The organism is Bombilactobacillus sp. ESL1094, assembly GCF_058107425.1.
This window is the reverse complement of record NZ_JBYLUM010000001.1, coordinates 486217-508377: the sequence shown is the minus strand read 5'-3', so window position 1 is coordinate 508377 and position 22161 is coordinate 486217. Positions and strand designations below refer to the sequence as shown.

Sequence of the window (22161 nt, the reverse complement as noted above, 5' to 3'; positions counted from 1 at the left end):
ATTAAATTAGCAATTCTAAAAGTAAGCAACATAATTAATTGGGGAGGTATTCAATGGTTTATCAGGCGTTATATCGGCAGTGGCGTCCACAAAAGTTTAGCGATGTTGTTGGTCAAGAAGTGATTACTACAACACTAAAGAATGCCGTTAGTGAACAACAAGTTAGTCATGCGTATTTGTTTACAGGACCGCGGGGTACTGGCAAAACTTCGTGTGCCAAAATCTTGGCGAAAGCGGTCAATTGTCCGCATCAAGATAATGGTGAGCCCTGCAATCAGTGTGAAATTTGTCAAGCCATTACTAATGGCAGCTTGAATGATGTTTTAGAGATTGATGCGGCTTCCAACAATGGTGTGGAGCAAATTCGTGATATTCGCGATAAAGTTAAGTATGCCCCAACGCAGGCGGAATATAAGGTTTATATTATTGATGAAGTACACATGTTATCGACAGGCGCTTTTAATGCTTTGTTAAAAACTTTAGAAGAACCGCCAGCCAAAGTGATTTTTATTCTGGCAACTACCGAACCACAAAAAGTGCCTGCAACCATTATTTCGCGGACACAGCGGTTTGATTTTCGCCGGATTGGTGCCAGGGATTTGTTGGCGCGCATGAAATTAATTTTGCAAGAGAAGCAAGTGCCATATGACGAGCAAGGATTAGACTTAATTGCTCAAGCAGCTGAAGGTGGGATGCGGGATGCTTTAAGTATTTTGGATCAAGCCTTATCGCTGGGGCAAGGACAATTGCAGTTAGAGAATGCGCTAGAAGTCACGGGGGCTTTAGATAATCAACAATTAGAAACCTATTTTAAGGCTTTGGCTGCCACCGACGTCGCCCAAGCTTTGACTAGCCTGCACGAAATTATGGCTAGTGGACGTTCCGCCAAGCGCTTGACGGACGCTTTAATGTCAACAGCCCGGGATTTATTATTGGCTAAAACGGATGTTGATTTATTATCGGACTTAGATCGCTCACTGGTGTCGGAACAGTTATTAACCTTAAAGGATCAATTTACCACCGATCAATTGTATCAGTTGATTGAGTTAGTTTCTCAAACACAACAGGAGTTACGCGCAGCTGATCGACCGTCGATTTATTTAGAAGTCTTGACTATTAAATTAATTGAACAATTACAACAACCGAAAACTCCGGCCCCAGGCGCTGAACTTCCCCAATTACAGCAGTTACAAGCACAAGTGCAAAGTTTACAAACACAAGTGCAACAATTACAACAAGTAAAGCCAACAACTGAGCCGTCAGCGACTACCGCGCAAAACAGTAAAGTTCAAACTAGGCCCCAAACAGCCAAGCCCAAAGCATCAGTTCATGTTGATCAAGCTAAAATTAATCAAATTTTACAATCAGCCACACGCCAAGCTTTAACTCAAGTCCAAGATATTTGGCCAGATTTAATGAGTATGTTAAATGTGACCCAAAAAGCCGTGATGAAAGTTTCCAAACCCGTGGCCGCCAGTGCCGAAGGAGTGGTTGTTTCGTTTGATTATGCGCTTTGGTTTGAGCGCGTGATGAGTAATCAAGAAATGTTAGCGTTATTGAAAGATAATTTGGATAAGTTGTTGAAAAATGATGCCGATGTGGTCTTAGTAGCGGCAGAAGATTGGCCCCAAATTCGGCAAGATTTTTTAAAGGGGCATGATGTCCGTGCTACTCATGCGGAAAAAAAATCAGAAACTGTCGATTTAGTCAAAAAAGCCCAAGACTTATTTGGCGATGATTTAGTGGAAGTTGATCATGATTAAGAAAGGAAGTTGTGAACGTGCAATATCCTCGTCCAGTGACGAAATTAATTGATTCATATATGAAATTACCAGGAATTGGTGAGAAAACGGCGACGCGGTTGGCCTTTTTTACAATTGGAATGGATCAAGAAGATGTCAGTGAATTTGCGCAAAGTTTGACGGCTGTCAAAACCGAGCTACACTATTGTCAAATCTGTGGCAACATTACTGATGTAGAACCTTGTGAAATTTGTAGTAGTACTAGTCGGGATCACAGCCAGTTATTAGTCGTTGAACAACCCAAAGATATTATGGCGATGGAGAATATGCAAAGTTATAATGGACTATATCAAGTCTTGGGTGGCGTCTTGTCGCCAGTTAATGGTGTAGGTCCTGAAGATTTACAAATCAAACATTTATTAGAGCGTTTAAAGCAAAATCAGCAATTTCAAGAAGTGATTGTCGCAACTAATGCCACACCAGAAGGTGAAGCCACTGCGATGTATTTAGCTAAATTGATTAAACCGGCGGGCATTAAGGTAACCCGCTTGGCGCACGGCTTAGCTGTCGGCGCCGATATTGAATATGCTGATCAAATGACGTTGCGGCGGGCAGTCGAAGGTCGACAACAACTTTAAGAAAAAACTTCTCGTTCACGGACTTCTTTTGTACAATAAAACTATAAACTAAGAAAGTAGGTAATTGCTGTGCCGAAAATTTTTATTTCCTTAGAAGGACCAGATGGTTCTGGTAAATCAACTGCGGCTCAGCAACTCGCAAAGCAATTGCCCCAGTTGTTGCACCAGCCAGTGCTTTTGACACGCGAGCCAGGCGGTAGTAGTATTTCTGAAAAGATTCGCCAATTGATTTTAGATGTTGATAACACACAAATGGATGCGCGTACGGAAGCTTTATTATATGCTGCGCAAAGGCGCCAACACTTAGTGGATGTTATTGAACCTGCTTTAGCTCAAGGTCAGATAGTTTTGAGTGATCGTTATGTAGATAGTTCGATTGCTTATCAGGGTGCTGGACGACAGTTAGGTACGGACGAAATTTGGCAGATTAATCAGTTTGCCACGCAAAACGTGATGCCCCAGCTGACTTTATACTTTGATGTGGCGCCCGAAGTCGGTTTAGCACGGATTAAACGCCAGCGAGCGACGGCAACTGATCGCTTGGAGCAAGAGACGTTGGCTTTTCATCAACGGGTGCACCAAGCGTATTTAAAATTATGGCAACAAAATCCGCAACGGATTAAAAAAATTGATGCGACTCAAACACCAGCCGCAGTAGTAGCAGCTTGTCTCCAAGAAATCACCACGGTTTTCACAAAAGAGGGCTAATTATGAAACTAGTAATTGTAATCGTTCAAGATAAAGACCATGCTAAATTAAGTAAGGCACTGAATCAGGCTCAAATTCAGTCAACGCGTTTATCAACGACCGGAAATTTTTTGCGCAATGGTAATTCAACATTTTTAATTGGAATTGCGGATGAACGGGTGGACGAATTGTTAACTTTAATTCATGATAATTCTAAAACACGCCAAGAATACGTTTCTACAGCCATTGCGACGAATATGCTCGGTGAAATTCCGGAACAACCAGTAGAAGTGACTGTTGGGGGCGCTACGGTCTTTATTTTACCGATAGAAAAGCTGGTTCATTTTTAATGACTGCACCGATTATTCAAGAACAACCAGCCTTAACGAAACAATTAGCCCAACAGGTTGATCAGCAACATATTTCTCATGCTTATTTAATAGCGGGCAATAATTTTTTGCAGGCGCAAGCTTTAAGTGTTTGGTTTGTGCAAGCCATTTATTGCTTAGATACTGCAGCCGGTTTTCCCTGCTTACAGTGTGATCATTGTCGCCGGATTGCACACTGGGATTTTCCAGATGTTTTGCGTTTATCGACCACTAAAGCAAGTTTAGGCGTCGATGAAATCCGCGGAGCTAAGCAGCAATTAGAGCAAAGTGCGGTTGAAAGTACGCGCCGCTTGTTACTGATTGAACAGGCACAAAAACTAACGGCGGCAGCGGCTAACAGCTTATTGAAATTTTTAGAAGATCCCAGTGGTCGAGTGACAACGATCTTGGTAACTGATAGTGCAACGACCATGTTGCCGACAATTTTGTCACGGGTTCAAGTTTTTAATCTGCAGGAACATGAAGATTTGACTTTGGCACAGACTTTACAAGCACGTTCTTTTAGTCAACCAGATCAAAAAATGATTACGGCTTTTCATTTAGAAAGCTTAATCACGGATGATTTGACTGGCGAACAATTTGCGAAATTAAAGCAAACTAGTCAAACTTGGGTCCAATTGTTAGAAACCAAGCCGTGGCAAGCTTTTGTGAATGTGGCGGCAAAAGTGGTGCCGTTAATTGAAAATCATTCCCAACAAGCGCTATTTTGGGGCTTGATTGAAGCTATGTTAACCAAACAGTTACAAGCTAGTGTGGCCGATGCGCCCCGCTTGCAAAGGATTACGCATTTGACTGTGCAGCTGTTACATTCGCAAAAGTTATGGCATGCTAATGTTAGTTTTGAAAATTGTTTGGAACTTTTAGCTTTACAAGCAACAACGCCCATTAAAGGAAGTTGATTATGAAACAAACAGATTATTATGCAAAGTTTGCAGAACTACAACAAGTGGCTCAGGATTTAACTACTGCCTTGGCAACCATGAAAGATGATGTTTCACGCGTTTTAGAGGAAAATGCAGAGCTGAAAATTGAAAATGAACATTTACGTAATCGTCTGGCAGAGATGGATCCCAAAAAAGAACCTGAATTACCACATGCGCGGCGGACTTTAGAAAAACTTTATGAAGAAGGTTTTCATGTTTGTACCGTTATGTATGGTGCCCACCGTGAGAACAATGAAGAATGCGCTTTTTGTTTAGACGTAATTTATGGTGATCGGGGGCCAAAATAAAATGATTCAAGAAGTAGCTAGTTTTCAAGCGGCAGCTACGGGTTGCTTATATTTGGTACCCACACCGATTGGTAATTTACAAGATATGAGTGAACGAGCGATTCAAACACTCAAGGACGTAGATTTGATTGCCGCAGAAGATACCAGAAATACACAAAAATTGCTCAATCATTTTCAAATTACGACACCTCAAATTAGTTTTCACGAACATAATACCCAGCAACGTTTGCCCGAGCTCATAGCTAAATTACAAGCAGGCTTCAAGATTGCGCAGGTTAGTGATGCCGGAATGCCGTCAATTAGTGATCCTGGTAAAGAACTGGTCGCAGCTTGTATTAAAGCTCAAATTCCAGTGGTTCCCTTGCCTGGTCCCAACGCCGCTTTAACAGCACTCATTGCTTCGGGATTATTACCGCAACCATTTTATTTTTATGGCTTTTTACCGCGGAAAGCGTCCCAAATGCAAGCGGAGTTAGCTAAATTAGCGCAACTGTCCGCGACTTTTATTTTGTATGAATCACCGTATCGGGTAGTCAAGACCGTGGCGGCCTTGATTGCGACGTTAGGCAAACAACGCCAAGTCGTGTTAGCGCGGGAATTAACGAAGATTCACGAAGCCTTTTTACGTGGCAGTTTAGCACAAGTACAGGACTATTTCACAACCCATCAGCCGCGTGGTGAGTATGTTATCATTGTTGCTGGGAGAACTGTAGAGCCAGTTAGTCATGAAGCATTATCTAGTGAGCAAGTGCGCACCTTAGTGCAACAACAAATTGATACAGGTTTAAAGCCCAATGCCGCTATTAAGCAAGTAGCTCACCAACAGCAGTTATCACGTCAACAAGTTTATAACAGTTATCACAGATTGGAGCCGAAAGTATGAATTCACAAATCTTTGCGGAACAAATCAAGGTTCCGTTCTACGATATTAATTCCACTGGTGAAATGAATTTATCCAGTTTATTTAATGAAATTTTATTAGTATCTGAGCATCAATTACATCAAGTTCAGATTGATTCCCAACAAATGGTGCAGCAAGGTTTAGGCTGGGTGGTCACTAAGTATCACCTAGAAATTGCCCATTTACCGCAACTGAATGAACAAATCAAAATTACCACGCAAGCCAACAGTTATAATAAGTTCTTTTGTTATCGGACTTTTACTGTGCAAAATATGGCTGGTGAACAGTTAGTTAAATTAACCAGTAATTGGGTGATGTTAGATATTCAAACACGTAAGATGTTAGCGATTGACCCCCAAATTATGGAGCGCTTGGCTTGTCCTTACTCCAATGAAATTTGGCGGTTTCCGCGGATAGATTTAATTGAATATGTTAATGAACCCGTTACTTACCGGACACGTTTTGCGGATATTGATGTTAATGGTCATGTGAATAATTCGATTTATTTAGACTGGATGATGGATGCATTAGGGCGTGAGTTTTTATTAAAATATCGTTTGCGACAATTTGATATTAAATATGAACGTGAAGTTCCTTATGGGGAAATGGTACAGAGCTTTGTCCAACAAGAGCAATTAACAACCCACCATTTGATTAAAACAGCAATTGGTGTCAATGCACAGGCGCAAGCTGTCTGGCAAAAACGCTCAAGAGATGAGGTTGATCAATGAAGCAAGAGCATGCGCAGTTGCGGGGGCACAATTTAGGATTAGGTTTGGCGCTAGTAGTTATTTTTATTTTGCTGGCAGTCTTATCATGGCGTTCGACTCAACCGCACAGTGTCAATCAAGCCCAAAGTATTCCTACACTTTATGTGCAAGAAGCTAAGAAGTCTAAAAGATCGTTAATGAAATACGCTAACAAGCATAATCAGGCGCAGACCGTATTAAGGGCGGTGGTTTCACCGCAAGGTAAAGTTACCTGGCATGGTAATTGGCAAACGAAGGTGCACCATCCTTTGATTAAAGTTACGATGCAAAAAGCTACTACTTTGAGCTATCAACAAATGGGACATAATCTGAAGACAGTATTGTCCCAATTACAACAACAATACCGCATTAAAAAATATAATGTAGTTGCTCAAGACGCAGGCAACACAGTAACGTTAGCTTACCAGGTACAAGCAGCTAAACAAACAACTTTGCCACAATTACAACGGCAAGTTAATATCACTACTGCCAAAATTCCAGCTCAAGATTTAGATTATTTTTGGCACCAGCGGCATCACCTGAAAAGTAACGTGCGGGTCTTAAATATTCAACAGCAAACTACTGATTTAACGGCACATTCGCTCGAAACAATTTTGAAACCACGAGTACAACAGTATCAAGAATTAACGGCTTCAAAGCCAGCAGTGATCGGATCAGAGATTGGTCAGTTCTTGTGGTAAATAGTTTTCAAAAATTTTAGAGCAGTTTGTTTCCAGACAATATCTATAAGAGTTTGCTGCAAACTCAATAAAGAAGCTGAGACAAGAAGAAAGGTATTTTCTTTTTATCTCAGCTTTTTTGGCTATTTTTGCCCAGACCATTCAGCAAAAAATTCAGTTAAAAAATTTTGTAAGATTTGTGTTCGTTGTTGGGCAATGGCTTGTCCGGCAGCGGTTTGCATTAAATCTTTTAAGTGCAATAATTTTTCATAAAAATGATTAATGGTCGTCGTCGGATGTTGACGATAATTTTGTTGGCTGGTGAGCTGAATAGGCTGAATATTTGGCTCGTAAATTGCCTGTTCGTGACTACCACCATAGGCAAAAGCCCGGGCAATTCCAATTGCCCCTAAAGCATCCAAGCGATCTGCGTCTTGTACATAATATCCCCAGGCGGGCAATTTTTGGTGGTGTGCGAGGTTGTGAGCGAAAGATAAATTATTAATTGTTTGCAGAATTTCTTGTTGTTGCAAATGGTCAAAACCGGCTGTGATTAGTAATGTTTGCACTGTTTGTTGTTGTTGCTGTAGATTTTTGACCAGTTTTTCGTCAGTCGTTTCATGTAAGAAACTGGCCGTCGTGAGCAAATCTTTGGTCGTAGAGTCTAACTGGTGATCAGTCTGATAGAGTGTAGTGGCTAAATTAGCAACACGTTGTAAATGCCAGTAGTCGTGACCACTAACATCGTTTTTTAAATTATTTTTAGCAAATCGCTTAATCTGGGTTAATTGCATGCAGACCTCCATATATTATTTCAATTGATACGGCAAAAATTCACAGCCATTATAGCATGACAATTTATTAGTTATAGGAAATGGCTTTAATTTTTTATATCAAAAGTTATTGTTGAAAAATTTTTTTATGGCGAATTTTTGAGCTAATCCAAGATTTTTCTCATTTAAGTGAAGTCAGATCAGAATGAGAAAACAGTAGCGGCATGATTAAAAAATAAATAGTTTAAATTTGATATTTTGGTTAAATTAGTAAAATCTAATGTATAAATTGTAGTAAAGTTCCGTTGCCACCGTCGAAAAAAAATGTAATGATATATTTAGACTGATAATATAGGAGAGTGAAGGAGCGATGTACTTAATTGTTAATGCAATTGGTTTACTGGTCTTTATTGGAGTAGCTTTTTTGTTTTCGAAAAACAAAAAGGCAATTAATTGGCGGTCAGTAATTATCATGGTAATCATCAATTTAGTGATTGCCTGGTTCTTAACTAGTTTTGCCATTGGGCGGGACATTGTTTCCGGAGCTGCGGAAGGTTTTAATCAACTTGTTCAAGTAGCTTATACCGGAATTGCGTTCGCGTTGCCAAGCATGGTGCATGTCAAAAACATGGACTTTGTGATTAGTGTTTTGATGCCAATTTTGTTGATTGTTCCACTGTTTGATATTTTGACTTATATTGGTTTTCTACCGTGGGTCATTAAATGGATTGGCAAAGGTTTAGCTAAAGTTACTGGTCAACCCCGCTTTGAATCATTCTTTTCTGTAGAAATGATGTTTTTAGGTAATACTGAAGCCTTAGCAGTCTCAGGTCTTCAGTTACGGCAAATGAGTAAGGAACGTAATTTAACCATTGCGATGATGTCGATGAGTTGTGTGACGGCTTCGATTATTGGTGCTTATACCAAAATGGTGCCCGGACAATACGTGTTGACCGCGATTCCTGTGAATATCATTAATGCCATTATTGTTACTAGTGTTTTAAACCCGGTAACAGTTACTCCGAGTGAGGATACAATTGCCACTGTTGGTGGTCAAGCTAATGACGCTGACCAAGAAGCTGGTAGCAATGAAAAAGAACCGTTTTTCTCATTTTTAGGTGATTCGATTTTAGCTGCTGGTAAATTAGTGTTAATTATTACGGCTAATGTTGTGGCCTTTGTGGCCTTAGCAGCTTTGATTGATAAATTGTTAGGAATTATCAATCCGTGGTTAAGTTTGGAACACTTGTTGGGAATTGTCATGTTCCCGTTTGCTTGGTTGATGGGGCTCAATGTCCACGATGCCTTTCAATTTGCTCAATACATGGGAACTAAGTTAGTGACGAACGAATTTGTGGTCATGGGTAAAGTTACGAAAACAATTCATGATTTGGCGCCACATTATCAAGCCATCTTAACCGTCTTTTTAACTTCCTTTGCTAACTTTTCAACGATTGGCATGATTATTGGGGCATTTAAAGATTTGATTGATCGTGAGAAAAACAATTATATCGCTAAAAATATTAGTTATTTGTTACTGTCTGGAATTTTAGTTTCACTTTTGTCGGCAGCAACAGTTGGATTATTCGTTTGGTAAAATAATAAGTTTAGTTCTAAGAATACTTTAAAAAAATACTCGGCAATTAGACGGGTATTTTTTTATTTTGGTCCAAATTTAAGAAATGAGGAGAATATTTTGATGGAAATTTTTTAGTCTTCAGAGAATTAAATAGCTTAAGAAAAAGAATAACCGTTAAAATTTTTTGGAGGAAAGATGATTTTTTGAAGATTTTAGTTTGAATAATTATTAAAAAATGATTTGGAAAAGTTTGCGATTTATCCTACTTAGTTGTCAGAAAATAAAAAAGCGTTGACAAATATTATTAAATAATATTAAATTAAACTAATTTTTTATTGAAAGAAGAGGGTGAGTCAAGTGCTAATGATTATTGGATCATTTTTGGCAGTAATGTGTTGTATGTTTGTGGGGGAGTGGGTTTCAACTAAGACTCATGCTTACTTGCCCTCAATTTTTGTTACGGCTATTTTATTTTTAATTGGCTATTGGACGTTTTTTCCAAAAAATTTAGCAGCTAATGCGTCATATACGAATACGGCGGTTAATATGTTTATGTCCTTCATCTTAGTCCATTTGGGAACGATGATGAGTTTAAAGAAGTTGTTACAACAATGGAAAGCGGTTTTGATTGCAATTAGTGGGGTGTTAGGAACTTTATTATTAACGTTAACGATTGGAACGTTATTGTTTAACTGGCATACTGTGATAGCGGCGATCCCTCCATTAACTGGTGGAATTGTGGCCGCGTTATTGATGACCGAAGGTCTCAAGCAAAAAGGAATTATTGCCTTATCAGCGTTACCGATTGCGATGATGGTAATGCATTCTTTGGTCGGTTATCCTTTGACTTCATTGGTTTTAAAACAAGAAGGTCACCGACTGTTAAAAACTTTCTCGTCGAAACCTGAAACTGATAATGCAACTAACGAAAAGCGTGCCGAGAAGGTGCAACGTTTGCGACTACCAAAATCTTATCAAACATCGGCTTTTTTATTAGCTAAAGTGGCACTGGTGGCTTTGTTAGGTAATGGGTTGTCACAATTGATGCACGGAAGCATTAATTCCAGTATCTGGTGCTTGGTTTTAGGTGTTATCTTTCATCAAATTGGCTTTTTAGAAGATGAAATTTTAAATCAAGCGGGCGTCTATAATTGGTTAATGTACGGAATTTTGGCTTACGGATTTTCACAATTGAGTTTAATTAAACCACAGGAAGTGTTGGGCTTAATTGTGCAGATTTTTACGTTAATTGTTTTAGGTTTATTGGGAATGTTTATTATCTCGTTTATTTTGTCCAAACCTTTAAAAATGTCGTGGCAAATGGCCTTTGCTTGTTCACTAACTGCTTTATTCGGCTTTCCAATGGATTACATCTTGACCAACGAAGTAGTGGATAGTTTAACGCAGGATCCGCAACAGCATGAATACTTGTTAGATCAAATGTTACCCAAGATGTTGGTGGGGGGCTTTGCGACAGTTTCGTTGGCCTCAGTGGTGATTGCGACGATCTTTTTGAAGTTATTATAAACAGTAGTGCAAGCTTGCAACTTGACTAATGGTTTAGATTAATTATAATTGGACTAGACCATTATTTAGAGGAACGAGGATCAACTATGCAAGTTATTATTTCTAAGGATCAAGTGGTTGCTAGTCAACAGGCAGCACAAATGTTTGCGGCTAGTTTAACGCAGGGAGCTCAGACTTTTGGTTTGGCCACTGGGTCAACTCCTATTATGACCTATCAAAATCTTGTCCAAAGTAATTTGGATTTTTCACAATGTGTGTCCATTAATTTAGATGAATATCTGGGGATTAGTCCTGCTAATGATCAAAGTTATCATTATTTTATGCAAGAACATTTGTTTAAGCAAAAACCGTTTGCTCAATCTTATTTACCTGACGGTTTAGCAACAGATCCAAACCAAGAAGTTCAACGGTATGACCAAATAATTGCGCAAAATCCAATTGATTTACAACTTTTAGGAATTGGGCGTAACGGGCATATTGGTTTTAATGAACCGGGGACCTCGTTTGCTTTAACGACACATGTAGCTGACTTGACGCAATCTACGATTGATGCCAATGCGCGTTTCTTTAAGAACATTGAAGAGGTGCCAAAGAAAGCCTACTCGATGGGGATTGCATCGATTATGCAATCCAAGCAGATCATTTTAGAAGCTTTTGGCGCGGACAAAGCCCAAGCGGTGCAACAAATGATTGAAGGACCAGTGACTGAGGACGTGCCTGCCAGTGTGTTGCAACGGCATTCAGATGTCGTAATCTTACTAGATCAAGCGGCGGCTTCATTATTAAGTAAGTAAATTTAGTTTAATCAGAAAATAAAGATAAAGTTTTAATATTATAAATATAAAAAAAGTAATGCAAGTGGGCATTACTTTTTTTGTTAAGCAATTTAATTGGTTATTTTGATATTTGAAAAGTATTACTAGTTAATGTTTAGTTTGGCGTTTGACCAGCCATTCTTTAAGATAATAAACAGCATAACACAAAATGAGAAAGGGAATCATATAAAATAATGCGGGCCGTTGGGTTGGGTCAAAAACAATCAAGACACATGATAATAAACTTGCAATAAATGCAGCCCACGGTACCACAGGATACCAAGGAGTTTTGTATTGTAATTCATCGACAGTGTGGCCAGCTTGCAGCCATTGCTTGCGAAAATTAATTTCGGATAAAGCAATGGCCATCCAGACAATGACCACGGCTAAGCCGGAAATAGACACGAGTACTAAATACACGGTTGAAGCTGCATAAACACTAGAGATCAACGCCAAAACGCCGCCCACCATGCTCAAGCACAAAGCGATCATAGGAACACCACGGGAATTGGTTTGTGCGCACTTTAAAGGAATCATTTTTTCGTGAGCCAGTGACCACAACATGCGCGTTGAAGCATATAATCCCGAATTAGCGGCTGATAAAATGGCAGTTAAGACGACAAAGTTCATGATATCGCCAGCAAACGGTAAGCCCATTTTGTTGAAAACAAGGACAAACGGACTTTGATTAACGCCGGCTTTTTGCCACGGAATTAAGGCGGACATGACAATGATACTTCCAATAAAAAAGAGGACTAGCCGAAATAAGGTAGTGTGAATAGCCTTGGGTAAAGCCACAGCCGGGTCTTTAGTTTCACCGGCAGTGACGCCAATTAATTCGGTACCGGAAAAGGCAAAATTAACAGTTAACATGGTTGTAAAGACTGCTTTAAAACCGTTGGGAAAGAGTCCATCTTTAAATAAATTATGAAAGAGTGGTGCGTGAGTATAACCTTTCATCGGAATAATCCCGAAGATAGCCGCAGCGCCTAAAAGAATGAACACCACAATTGCAATGACTTTAATGCTCGAAAATAAAAATTCGGTGTTCGCGAAGAACTTAGTGGAATAAGCATTGGAAACAAAAATTAAAGTCATAAATAACAGACTCCAGATCCAAGTGGGGGAATGGGGGAACCATTGCTTCATAATGATGCCTGCAGCGGTAAACTCGGAACCTAAGGCGACTGTCCAGGTTAACCAATATAAAATGGCGACGGTAAATCCAGTTGCTGGTCCAATGAATTTAGTTGCATAAACATGAAATGATCCAGTTTCTGGCATAGCTACGGATAATTCACCTAGACACAACATAACTAAATAAACAATCACCGCTCCTAAAGCATAAGCCAAAATAGTGCCAATGGGGCCAGCTTGATGAATGGTATAACCAGAACTTAAAAAAAGTCCGGTACCAATGACCCCGCCTAACGAAATCATGAATAGTTGATACTGGTTCATAGTTCTTTTGAGATCAGTTTGAGTTTTTTTCACATTTTACACCTTATTCTGTGTATTAAATTTGCACAGATTATAATATCATTAAAGTATAATTGATAGCAATGAGGAGTGAAATGGCAATGAAATTAAAGGAAGTCCACCAATTTTTCCAAGAAAAAGTCCGTTTAATTGATGGTTCAATGGCGGGTGAACTGGAGAAAAATGGCGTTGATACTGACAATACTTTATGGTCTGCGGAAGCGTTAATTACTAATCCCGCGGCGATTAAGCAGGTTCATCAAAGTTATTTAGAAGCTGGTTGTGAAGTCTTGACGACGAATAGTTACCAAGCAAATATTCCAGCTTTTGTGCAGGCTGGTTACAGTGAACAAACGGCGCAGGATTTGATTGCACGCTCTGGCCAATTGGCTAAAGAAGTTCGCCAACAATCTGCACAACGTCCCGTTTTAATTGCGGGTGACATTGGGCCTTACGGTGCTTATTTAGCGGATGGCAGTGAATATCGTGGTGATTATCAGCTAACCAAAGCACAGTACCAAGCCTTTCATCGACCACGGCTGCAAATTTTGGCTGAAGCGGGCGTTGATTTGTTTGCCTTTGAGACGATGCCGAATTTTGCAGAAACCCAAGCCTTGGTAGATTTATTAGAAACGGAATTTCCCCAATTTGGTGCTTGGTTATCATTTAGTGTGGATGGTCAAGATAGTTTGTGTGACGGAACCAAATTGGCTACGGCGGTGCAGTATTTTGCTGTTCATCCTCAAATAGTAGCTTTAGGCTTTAATTGCACCGCCTTAGACAATGTGGCGCAATTATTACCAGCAGTTACACAAAACACCACTAAACCAGTTATTGTTTATCCGAATAATGGAGATACGTATGATCCGCTGACTAAAACTTGGCAAAAAACGGCTGATGCTTTGCAATTTAAAGATTTAGTGCCGCAGTGGCTAGAATTAGGGGCGGGAGTGTTAGGCGGTTGTTGTCGTACCACGCCAGCAGATATGAAGCAAATCAGGACTTGCTTAGATAATTATTAAATAAAGTTACAAAAAATTAATTTTAGGGTTGACAAGCACCACATCTCTGGTTATCATTAAAAACAATTAAATTAAAAATTAAAAAACGTTAAGGAAGACAAACAGCATAAACATCTTTATTAGCGAGCCTGGTTAGGTGCAAGCAGGTGAAAGGTCTTATGTGAATCTCACTTCTTAGTTGTTAACTGAAAATTAATTAAGTTTTACCGGAAAGCAGCCGTTATCACTGCCGCGAATTAGTTGATTCTGATCAAGTTGGTTAGTTCGGATAAGTTTAGTAAAAGGTGGTACCGCGTGAACTGACGCCCTTTTAAAGAGCATTTACTCTTTAAAAGGGCTTTTTTTGACTCTTGGTAAAAACTGCGCAGGAAGATTTGAATGTTATCATTAATAATTTTTAATTTAGTCAATGGATGCAAGTTGATATTGAAGAGATGGGGAGTGTTTAGTTATGGAAGAAACAGTGCAACAAGAACATAAGATGACTGTTAAAGATTATGTCTATACAGTATCTGCGGGGGTATCGAATGCGGTCTTAGTAATGTTAGGTGTGGGCTTGTTGATTCAATCCATTGCTAATTTTGTACACTGGCACGCCCTCTACCAAGTTGGAGCCATTGCGCAGTGGATGTTAGCTCCTGCTTTTGGGGCGGTTATTGCAACTCAATTAAGAACGAACTCGTTAGTAATGTTTAGTTCGATGATTTCATCGACAATTGGGGCGAATGCAGTTTACTTCACAAGTAGTGCTATGAAAGGGGTGACGCCCACTGGCAATATGTTGGTGGAAGCGGCCCATTCGGGAATTTTTACTTCAGGACAACCGATTAGCGCGGTTGCTGCCGGATTGATTGCCGCTTTGGTTGGTAAATACTTAACCGGTAAAACACCATTAGATATGATCTTGGTTCCATTAAGTGCAACGTTAGTGGGGACGATTTCCGGTTTAGGTTTGGCAAGTGTTACGACACCGGCATTAAATTGGTTGAGTCAATTCATTGCTCAATCAATGCAGGTTAATCCACTCTTAGGTTCTATTTGTGTCTCATTTGCTTGGTCACTATTTTTAATGACGCCAGCTTCTTCAGCAGCCTTAGCAGTGGCAGTCATGTTAGATCCACTCTCGTCAGGGGCGGCCTTAATTGGTACAACTGCACAATTTGTCGGCTTTTTAGCGATTTCTTGGCGGCAAAATAATTTAGGTGCCAATATTGCGCAAGGTTTTATTACACCAAAAATTCAATTTCCTAATTTGTTAATCAATCCGATGTTAGCTGTACCGTCATTTATTTCGGCGGTGGTTGCCGCACCGATTGCGACGATCGTGTTTCATTTTAAAGTTAGTTATACTTTGGCAGGTTTAGGTCTGAATTCATTGATTGTGCCAATTAATCTCGCATCAAGTAATCCGAAAGCTTTGGTAGTTTACTTGATTATGGGTGTGGTAGTGCCGGCAGTGCTTTCATTAGTGATTTACAAACTCATGTTGAAAGTTAAATTAGTGAAAGATGGTCAGTTACACGTTGAAGTAGTTTAATAATGTAGCAATTTAGTTAAAAAACTTTTGCCGATTGATTGGTGGTAAAAATAAACTTCTAGCCTGTGGAGCAAAATCTTTGTCTCCAATACAAGTTATCTTTTGACCCCAAGTTCGGCAATTATTAAAATACCAGTCAGTTTTGTTAATTACAAAAACCGGCTGGTATTTTTAATGTTTATAAATTAATTTTAACGGCTAGTGCTTCATAGGGTTGTAATTTCAGCGTCGGGGGCAGTTGTTCTAATTGAACTTGGTAGTTACTGATTGTTACCTGACACGGTTTATTTTGTAAATTTTTAGGTAAAACAACAGTGGTGTCTTGACCATAAAAGTTAGTCCAAACTAATAATTGCTGTGATTGGTTGTCAAGGTAACGGCTGTAGGCAAAAACTTGCGGATCATTTTTTAAGAACATTTGAATGTGCCCATCTGAGATTAGTGGTTCCGTTTTGCGTAAATGAATTAATTGTTGATAATAATCAAAGATTGCTCCGTGTGCTAATTCGGCTTGAACATTGATAGTTTGTTGATCAGTGGGCAACAACCACGGTTGGACTTGACTAAAGCCAGCATACTGGCTGTCGTCCCAATGCATAGGCGTGCGGGAATTGTCACGCGATTTAGTTTGTATAATAGTTAAGGCTTCTTTGGTAGTTAAACCCTGATTAATTAGTTTTGCGTAAGCATTTTTACTTTCAATATCGACATAATCGTCCATCGACGAATACGAAGGGTTAATCATGCCAATTTCTTCGCCCATGTAGATATAAGGTGTTCCCCGCAGTAAATGCATCGCAGTAGCTAACATTTGCGCTGACTTAATCCGATATTTGCCCGGATCGCCAAAGCGATTGAGTGCCATTGGTTGATCATGATTGTTCCAAAATAAAGCATTCCAACCATGGCCTTGATCCATTTGTTCTTGCCATTGAGTCAACAAAGATTTTAATTGCATAAAATCAAACGGCATTTTGGACCATTTTTCACCATTTAAATAATCAACTTTTAGGTGATGAAAATTAAAAACCATTGATAATTCATGACTATCAGGGTTCGAATAAGCAATCGAATTTGGAATAGTTGTGGACGACATTTCACCAACCGTAATGGCTTCGGGATCTTGTCCAAAACTATTTTGGTTCATTTCTTTGAGGTATTGGTGCACGATCGGTGTATCCGTATATAAGCTTTTTTCTTGCAGTGGATTACTGGAATCTACTAAGACAGCAGCTTTGCCGGTGACATTAATGACATCAAAGCGAAACCCCTTGACCCCCTTATTGCGCCAGAAATTAATCACTTGATAAACGGCTTGGCGAACTTGTGGATTATGCCAATCTAAGTCCGCTTGAGTGGGATCATAGAGATGTAAGTAGTAATAATCCGTTTGTCCAAAGCGGGACCAAGCGGGACCGCCAAATTTACTTTGCCAATTAGTGGGTAGTTGACCATTGGGCTTAGCTTTACGTAAGTAAAAGAATTTTTGGTATTCTTGATCGCCAGCAAGGGCTTTTTGAAACCACTCGTTTTCAATGGAACAATGATTAAAGACCATGTCTAGCATGACATCAACATTAATTTGCTTGAGTTTAGCAACTAACTCTTCAAAATCGGCCATAGTACCAAACAGCGGGTCAATTTGGTAATAATTGGCAATATCATAGCCGTTATCTTTTTGGGGTGAGACAAAGAATGGATTAAACCAAATCATATCGACGTTTAATTTTTTAAGATAATCAATTTTTTGAATAATTCCCCGCAGGTCGCCGATACCGTCATTATTGGAATCGTAAAACGATTTGGGATAAATTTGGTAAATCACTTTTTTACCTAAATTAGTCATAATTGTCTCCTAAAGTTTAATTTTTTTTCTTCGAGCAAAATCCACAAATTTAAATTTACTAGGATTATGAAAGGATAATGTTAACTGAAAAGAAGTAGTGTCGCTTAAAAAGCTGTGACTGGCCACTAACACGACTAAGTTGTTATTAAGGTGCAATTTTGCTTGAAGTTGTGGCGTGACCTGTTCGACTGTAATGGTTTTGGTGGCGTAAGAGACTTCCAGACCCAATTCTTGTTCTAAATAGTGGTAAATGGAAGTTTGAGCGGCGGACATCGGTAAGTCATTAATTGGAGGAGTAAATAAAAAGTCACAATCTAGTACTGCCGGTTCATCGTTGATCAAGCGTAAACGTTCTAAGTAGATGCCCTTTTGGACAGACTCATTTGCAAATTTTGCTTGAAACATTTTAGGTGCTGTAGCCATCTTTTTTAAAGTTAAGACCTGAGTCTGAGCGTGCATTTTTAAAGAGTTATTTAATTCAGCAAAACTGGTAATTCCAGAGATCGGGAAAGAATATTTTTCGAGATTTAAAACGACGGAGCCTTTCCCCCGAATCTTTTGAATCAATCCCAAGTCGTTGAGTTGCGCTAAAGCTTTGCGAATTGTTTCGCGGGCAGTTCCGTATAGAGTAGCTAATTGGTTTTCAGTCGGTAAAAAGGTTCCGGCGGGAAATTGCTGATGTTGAATTTTAGAAGCCAAATCTTTGGCAATGAGCACGGCTTTTGATTCTGTCATTTTGAAGTCCTTTCAATAATTAATTATATTATAGCTATTTTTGTCTAGACAAGTAAAGAAACCAAGAATAAAAAGAAAAAATTAACTTGATCTGGAATTACTTGCTTGAATTTATTGCTAAAAAAGCTTTTGACTGCTGTTAAAGTAATTGGCTGTAATTAAGTAATTGACAACTTGTCTATACAAGTTTAAAATATGCCCTGTAAGCGTTTCATGGGAGGGAAAATTATGGCTATTAATCAAGAGGAGCAGCTTTTAGCTCCGGCCAATGGTCAAACCATTGCTTTAAGTAAAGTAAACGATCCTGTTTTTAGTCAGGGAACCATGGGCCAAGGTTTTGGCTTAGAGCCAACTGATGGTCAACTGGTAGCACCAGTTGGTGGTCAAATTACGATGGTTGCGGAAACTAAGCACGCAATTGGTATTACGACAGCTAGTGGCTTAGAAGTTTTAATTCACATGGGAATTGATACGGTCAATCTTAAAGGTTCAGCCTTTGAAGTGGCAGTTCAAACCGGTCAAAAAATTAAAGCTGGTGCGCCACTGGCCAAAATGGATTTAGCCGCAATTAAGCAACATGATTTACAATCTACAATTATTGTGGTCATTACTAATTCCAATGACTATTTAGACGGTTTAGATTTAACTGAAGCTACAGTTCAATCAGGTCAACCGGTAGCTAAGGCTTACTTCAAAGCAAAAGCTACCACGGCTACTGCTGATAAAAAATTATCTTATGATGAATTAGCAACTTTTATTATTAAAAACGTTGGTGGCATGGACAATATTAAAAGTGTCATTCACTGTATCACCCGCTTACGATTTTATTTAAAAGATGAATCTCAGGCTAATGATGATATCTTGAAAAATCAACGTGGAATTTTAAACGTCATGCATGCTTCTGGCCAGTATCAAGTAGTCATTGGCGACGGGGTAGCGAACGCTTTTGATGCCATCTTAAAGCGTTTTCCAGAGTTAGCGAAGACTGATGATGACGATGCCACCGCAGCAACAACGCCACAAACGGGTGGTAATCCATTTTCTCGGGCAATTGGTAACTTAATTGGGTTTATTACGGGATCTATGAGCCCCGTCATTGGTGTTATTGCAGCCTCGGGTATTATTAAAGGTTTATTGGCGCTGTTAACTTTACCGCAATTGGGCTCTTTATTAAGTACGAAGAGTGCCATTTATGTTACGGTCAGTGCAATGGCAGATTCAGCTTTCTTCTTCCTACCAGTTTTAGTTGGTTTTAGTGCAGCTAAACGTTTGGGGAGTGATCCCATTATTGCCGCAGTGATTGGTGGAGTCTTAGCATATCCACAATTAGTGACATGGGGTAAAGCTGGTAAAGTAATGTTTAGTTTGGGTGGGTTGAAATTTCAATTTCTAAATTATACTTACTCAATTTTTCCAATGATTCTAGCAGCTTGGCTGGCAATGAAATGTGAAAAATGGTTAAAACGAGTTTTGCCAACCTATCTACAAATGATTTTTGTCCCGTTAATTACGATTTTAATAGTCGCTACGATTACTTTAGTAATTACTGGACCAATTATTCAAACGATTGCGAATGGTTTAGCAGTCTTAATCAACTGGTTAGTTTCTGTTTCTGGCTGGCTCGGCGGCTTTATTATTGGTGGCTTGTATCAAGTTTTGGTTATCTTTGGCTTTCACTGGGGCGTGGTCCCACTGGTGGCACAACAGATTGCTAGTACCGGACAAAGTGCCATCAATGCGATTGTTTGTTCAACAATGATTGCTCAAGGAGCGGCAGTTTTAGCAGTAGCGATTAAATCTAAGAAGTCAGATATTAAAGAATTAGGTTTTGCAGCCATGATTAGTGCCTTTTGTGGGGTCACTGAACCGGCAATTTATGGTGTTAACTTACGCTATAAGAAAGTCTTTATTTCTGGATCTATTGGTGCCGCTTTTGGTGGCTTAGTTACTGGTTTAATGCACGGAACAATGTTTGGCTTTACAGGTGGATTAATTGGTTTTTCTAGTTTCTTCAACCCGAAAAATCCTGGTGACTTGCATAGTTTTTACGCATTCTTATTAGCTAGCGCTGTCACGATTGTAGTTGCCTTTCTTGTCACTTGGTTCTGGGGCTACAATGACGAAATGGTCATGGGTCAAAAAGTTGAAAAAGCTAAGCGTCCTGGCAAAGCTTAGTGAAAATAAAAGTGGTTGCAGCAAAAGTTAACCACTAAATAAAAGGGCAAGATAATCTGGGATTTTTTCCATGATTGTCTTGCCTTTTAACTTGAAGTTTTTAACCAACTTTTGTTGCAGTATGATATAGCGCACCAAAAGCTTGCGTTTAACTACAACTAAGCCCTCAAGCCAAAGACCAACTTAAGACCTTAGTTTAGGTTAATCCTAAGCTTTTAAGCGGCTTTTGTTGCAGTGTTTGATATAGCGCACCAAAAGCCAAAAGCTTGCGTTTAACTACAACTAAGCCCTCAAGTCAAAAGCCGACTTAAGATCTTAGTTTAGGTTAATCCTAAGCTTTTAAGCGGCTTTTGTTGCAGTATTTGATATAGCGCACCAAAAGTCAAAAGCTTGCGTTTAACTACAACTAAGCCCTCAAGTCAAAGACTGACTTAAGATCTTAGTTTAGGTTAATCCTAAGCTTTTAAGCGGCTTTTGTTGCAGTGTTAATTATTAATATAATGATGTAATTCTTGATTATTTAATCCCGCACTAACTCCCACTAATAATTTGATGCGAGCTTTTTGACCATTGAGGCCACGACAAAAAGTAATGCCCATTTTTTCCAAATTGACACCACCACCTTCATAATCATAAACCGGTTCAGCGATACCATTAAAGCAACGTGATACTAGAATTACTGGAATATGATGGTCCAACAAGTTATGAACTGCGGTTAAAGTAGCTGGAGGTAAATTGCCAGCACCTAGGGCTTCAATGACGACGCCTTGTGTTTGTTCTTGATCTAGGGCCTCAAAAAGTTCGCCAGTCATGCCAGCATAAGCTTTGATTAAATAAACATGATCGACAATATTGGTAATTGGCAAGTGTTGATGTGGAACAATTTCTTGAAAATAATTGACGTGACCCTCAGAGATAATCCCAATGGGACCAAAAGTTGGAGTCCGAAAAGTGGCGACGTTAGTAGTGTGAGTTTTAGTGACGTAACGGGCTGAATGTATTTCATCGTTCATGACGACTAAAACGCCTTGACCAATTGATGCTTTTGAACTGGCTACTTGAATCGCCGAACGAAAGTTATACAGTCCGTCACTACCAATTTCATTGGATGAACGCATTGCACCAGTAACCACGACCGGCATGTCATTATCTAAAGTTAAATCTAAGAAAAAGGCCGTTTCTTCTAAAGTATCGGTACCGTGAGTGACGACGGCACCAAAAAAGCCTTCTTGTGCCGCTTGGCGTAAACGCTTGGTTAACATTAGCATTTGTTTGGGTGTCATATGTGGCGACGGTAAATTAAAAATTTCCTCGGAAATAATTTGTAGTTGATCAGAATTAGGTAGTTCTAAATTAGCTAACGGATTTTGGGCGTTGGGTTTAATATTACCTTGCTCGTCTTCTGACATGGAAATAGTCCCACCAGTGTGTAAAACTAAAATTTTTTTATTCACGGTTTAAGCCTCTTTTTACAATTATTATAGTAATTTTAACATGTTTGTTTGAATCTATGATATGGTTAAGAAGTTAAAAATCTTGGAGTAGGGAATAAAGCGTTAAGTGCTGGCGGAACGGAATGTGAACGCTGGACGAAAAGCGATAGCTTGCGGTTTTATTCTCGCATTCGCCACGATCACAGTGGCAGCTCCTTTAGGA

At 39.3% G+C, this 22161-nt stretch carries 20 protein-coding genes, 1 riboswitch and 1 other annotated feature; of the genes, 15 read left to right on the top strand and 5 right to left on the bottom strand.

Annotated features, from left to right (window positions below; all coding sequences use genetic code 11):
- Positions 1–53: 53 nt before the first annotated feature.
- The 9 genes from dnaX (at position 54) to AC3B5S_RS02655 (ending at position 7038) form a co-directional block, all read left to right on the top strand.
- On the top strand, positions 54–1763 hold the full coding sequence (gene dnaX / locus AC3B5S_RS02695; RefSeq protein WP_489790043.1) for a DNA polymerase III subunit gamma/tau: 1710 nt from the start codon (positions 54–56) through the stop codon (positions 1761–1763).
- A gap of 17 nt (positions 1764–1780) precedes the next feature.
- Complete coding sequence (gene recR / locus AC3B5S_RS02690; protein ID WP_489757205.1) at positions 1781–2380, top strand: recombination mediator RecR; 600 nt, start codon at positions 1781–1783, stop codon at positions 2378–2380.
- A 69-nt stretch (positions 2381–2449) separates the two neighbouring features.
- Positions 2450–3088, top strand: a complete 639-nt coding sequence (gene tmk, locus AC3B5S_RS02685; protein WP_489757206.1) for a dTMP kinase — start codon at positions 2450–2452, stop codon at positions 3086–3088.
- 2 nt (positions 3089–3090) lie between these two features.
- Positions 3091–3417 carry a cyclic-di-AMP receptor gene (locus AC3B5S_RS02680; protein ID WP_489757207.1) on the top strand — a complete coding sequence of 109 codons (327 nt, stop codon included), beginning with the start codon at positions 3091–3093 and terminating at the stop codon, positions 3415–3417.
- Positions 3417–4355, top strand: a complete 939-nt coding sequence (locus tag AC3B5S_RS02675) for a hypothetical protein (RefSeq protein WP_489757208.1) — start codon at positions 3417–3419, stop codon at positions 4353–4355. The genes AC3B5S_RS02680 and AC3B5S_RS02675 overlap by 1 nt, the downstream gene beginning before the upstream one ends.
- Before the next feature lie 2 nt (positions 4356–4357).
- Positions 4358–4687: a DNA replication initiation control protein YabA gene (locus AC3B5S_RS02670; RefSeq protein ID WP_489757209.1), complete on the top strand. Its 330-nt coding sequence runs from the start codon at positions 4358–4360 to the stop codon at positions 4685–4687.
- A 1-nt stretch (position 4688) separates the two neighbouring features.
- A complete protein-coding gene (rsmI, locus tag AC3B5S_RS02665; RefSeq protein WP_489757210.1) occupies positions 4689–5570 on the top strand; it encodes a 16S rRNA (cytidine(1402)-2'-O)-methyltransferase in 882 nt (293 codons plus the stop codon).
- Positions 5567–6319 (top strand): acyl-[acyl-carrier-protein] thioesterase, encoded by a 753-nt coding sequence (locus AC3B5S_RS02660; protein WP_489757211.1) that lies wholly within the window; start codon positions 5567–5569, stop codon positions 6317–6319. The genes rsmI and AC3B5S_RS02660 overlap by 4 nt, the downstream gene beginning before the upstream one ends.
- Positions 6316–7038, top strand: coding sequence for an alpha/beta hydrolase (locus AC3B5S_RS02655; RefSeq protein WP_489790042.1), 723 nt, complete (start codon positions 6316–6318; stop codon positions 7036–7038). Before AC3B5S_RS02660 ends, AC3B5S_RS02655 begins: the two co-directional genes overlap by 4 nt.
- A gap of 122 nt (positions 7039–7160) precedes the next feature.
- Here the strand turns inward: AC3B5S_RS02655 and AC3B5S_RS02650 are convergent, their stop codons facing one another.
- Positions 7161–7811 (bottom strand): HD domain-containing protein, encoded by a 651-nt coding sequence (locus tag AC3B5S_RS02650; RefSeq protein ID WP_489790041.1) that lies wholly within the window; start codon positions 7809–7811, stop codon positions 7161–7163.
- A 349-nt stretch (positions 7812–8160) separates the two neighbouring features.
- Here AC3B5S_RS02650 and AC3B5S_RS02645 point away from each other — a divergent pair, with 349 nt between their 5' ends.
- The 3 genes from AC3B5S_RS02645 to AC3B5S_RS02635 all read left to right on the top strand — a co-directional run bounded on the left by AC3B5S_RS02645 (position 8161) and on the right by AC3B5S_RS02635 (position 11690).
- The gene (locus AC3B5S_RS02645) at positions 8161–9387 is read left to right on the top strand and encodes a NupC/NupG family nucleoside CNT transporter (RefSeq protein ID WP_489757214.1); all 1227 of its coding nucleotides are present in this window, start codon (positions 8161–8163) and stop codon (positions 9385–9387) included.
- 345 nt (positions 9388–9732) lie between these two features.
- Entirely contained in the window at positions 9733–10896 is a 1164-nt protein-coding gene (locus AC3B5S_RS02640) for a hypothetical protein (protein WP_489757706.1), read from the top strand.
- Between the two features lie 86 nt (positions 10897–10982).
- Complete coding sequence (locus AC3B5S_RS02635; RefSeq protein ID WP_489769175.1) at positions 10983–11690, top strand: glucosamine-6-phosphate deaminase; 708 nt, start codon at positions 10983–10985, stop codon at positions 11688–11690.
- Between the two features lie 129 nt (positions 11691–11819).
- Here AC3B5S_RS02635 and AC3B5S_RS02630 read toward each other — a convergent pair whose 3' ends face one another.
- Complete coding sequence (locus AC3B5S_RS02630; RefSeq protein WP_489757707.1) at positions 11820–13172, bottom strand: amino acid permease; 1353 nt, start codon at positions 13170–13172, stop codon at positions 11820–11822.
- 113 nt (positions 13173–13285) lie between these two features.
- On the opposite strand from AC3B5S_RS02630, the gene mmuM reads away from it, so the two are divergent.
- Entirely contained in the window at positions 13286–14212 is a 927-nt protein-coding gene (gene mmuM / locus AC3B5S_RS02625; protein WP_489790040.1) for a homocysteine S-methyltransferase, read from the top strand.
- 79 nt (positions 14213–14291) lie between these two features.
- Positions 14292–14525, top strand: a binding site (T-box leader).
- A 138-nt stretch (positions 14526–14663) separates the two neighbouring features.
- Positions 14664–15749, top strand: a complete 1086-nt coding sequence (locus AC3B5S_RS02620) for a PTS sugar transporter subunit IIC (RefSeq protein WP_489774784.1) — start codon at positions 14664–14666, stop codon at positions 15747–15749.
- A gap of 178 nt (positions 15750–15927) precedes the next feature.
- Here AC3B5S_RS02620 and treC read toward each other — a convergent pair whose 3' ends face one another.
- Both treC and treR read right to left on the bottom strand, forming a co-directional pair.
- Positions 15928–17595, bottom strand: a complete 1668-nt coding sequence (gene treC, locus AC3B5S_RS02615) for an alpha,alpha-phosphotrehalase (RefSeq protein ID WP_489790039.1) — start codon at positions 17593–17595, stop codon at positions 15928–15930.
- A 9-nt stretch (positions 17596–17604) separates the two neighbouring features.
- Entirely contained in the window at positions 17605–18330 is a 726-nt protein-coding gene (gene treR / locus AC3B5S_RS02610) for a trehalose operon repressor (RefSeq protein WP_489790038.1), read from the bottom strand.
- Between the two features lie 228 nt (positions 18331–18558).
- On the opposite strand from treR, the gene AC3B5S_RS02605 reads away from it, so the two are divergent.
- On the top strand, positions 18559–20505 hold the full coding sequence (locus tag AC3B5S_RS02605) for a PTS sugar transporter subunit IIABC (protein ID WP_489790037.1): 1947 nt from the start codon (positions 18559–18561) through the stop codon (positions 20503–20505).
- Positions 20506–20990: 485 nt separating this feature from the next.
- Here the strand turns inward: AC3B5S_RS02605 and AC3B5S_RS02600 are convergent, their stop codons facing one another.
- Positions 20991–21959 (bottom strand): asparaginase, encoded by a 969-nt coding sequence (locus tag AC3B5S_RS02600; protein WP_489757221.1) that lies wholly within the window; start codon positions 21957–21959, stop codon positions 20991–20993.
- 81 nt (positions 21960–22040) lie between these two features.
- A riboswitch (THF riboswitch) is annotated at positions 22041–22137 on the top strand.
- Positions 22138–22161 lie beyond the last annotated feature (24 nt).

Coding starts and splice junctions, on each gene's coding strand:
- AC3B5S_RS02620 (WP_489774784.1), top strand. CDS start 14,664: ATGGAAGAAACAGTGCAACAAGAACATAAGATGACTGTTAAAGATTAT.
- AC3B5S_RS02605 (WP_489790037.1), top strand. CDS start 18,559: ATGGCTATTAATCAAGAGGAGCAGCTTTTAGCTCCGGCCAATGGTCAA.
- AC3B5S_RS02655 (WP_489790042.1), top strand. CDS start 6,316: ATGAAGCAAGAGCATGCGCAGTTGCGGGGGCACAATTTAGGATTAGGT.
- AC3B5S_RS02680 (WP_489757207.1), top strand. CDS start 3,091: ATGAAACTAGTAATTGTAATCGTTCAAGATAAAGACCATGCTAAATTA.
- AC3B5S_RS02640 (WP_489757706.1), top strand. CDS start 9,733: ATGATTATTGGATCATTTTTGGCAGTAATGTGTTGTATGTTTGTGGGG.
- mmuM (WP_489790040.1), top strand. CDS start 13,286: ATGGCAATGAAATTAAAGGAAGTCCACCAATTTTTCCAAGAAAAAGTC.
- AC3B5S_RS02630 (WP_489757707.1), bottom strand. CDS start 13,172: ATGAACCAGTATCAACTATTCATGATTTCGTTAGGCGGGGTCATTGGT.
- treR (WP_489790038.1), bottom strand. CDS start 18,330: ATGACAGAATCAAAAGCCGTGCTCATTGCCAAAGATTTGGCTTCTAAA.
- AC3B5S_RS02650 (WP_489790041.1), bottom strand. CDS start 7,811: ATGCAATTAACCCAGATTAAGCGATTTGCTAAAAATAATTTAAAAAAC.
- AC3B5S_RS02645 (WP_489757214.1), top strand. CDS start 8,161: ATGTACTTAATTGTTAATGCAATTGGTTTACTGGTCTTTATTGGAGTA.
- AC3B5S_RS02660 (WP_489757211.1), top strand. CDS start 5,567: ATGAATTCACAAATCTTTGCGGAACAAATCAAGGTTCCGTTCTACGAT.
- AC3B5S_RS02670 (WP_489757209.1), top strand. CDS start 4,358: ATGAAACAAACAGATTATTATGCAAAGTTTGCAGAACTACAACAAGTG.
- treC (WP_489790039.1), bottom strand. CDS start 17,595: ATGACTAATTTAGGTAAAAAAGTGATTTACCAAATTTATCCCAAATCG.
- AC3B5S_RS02675 (WP_489757208.1), top strand. CDS start 3,417: ATGACTGCACCGATTATTCAAGAACAACCAGCCTTAACGAAACAATTA.
- rsmI (WP_489757210.1), top strand. CDS start 4,689: ATGATTCAAGAAGTAGCTAGTTTTCAAGCGGCAGCTACGGGTTGCTTA.
- dnaX (WP_489790043.1), top strand. CDS start 54: ATGGTTTATCAGGCGTTATATCGGCAGTGGCGTCCACAAAAGTTTAGC.
- AC3B5S_RS02635 (WP_489769175.1), top strand. CDS start 10,983: ATGCAAGTTATTATTTCTAAGGATCAAGTGGTTGCTAGTCAACAGGCA.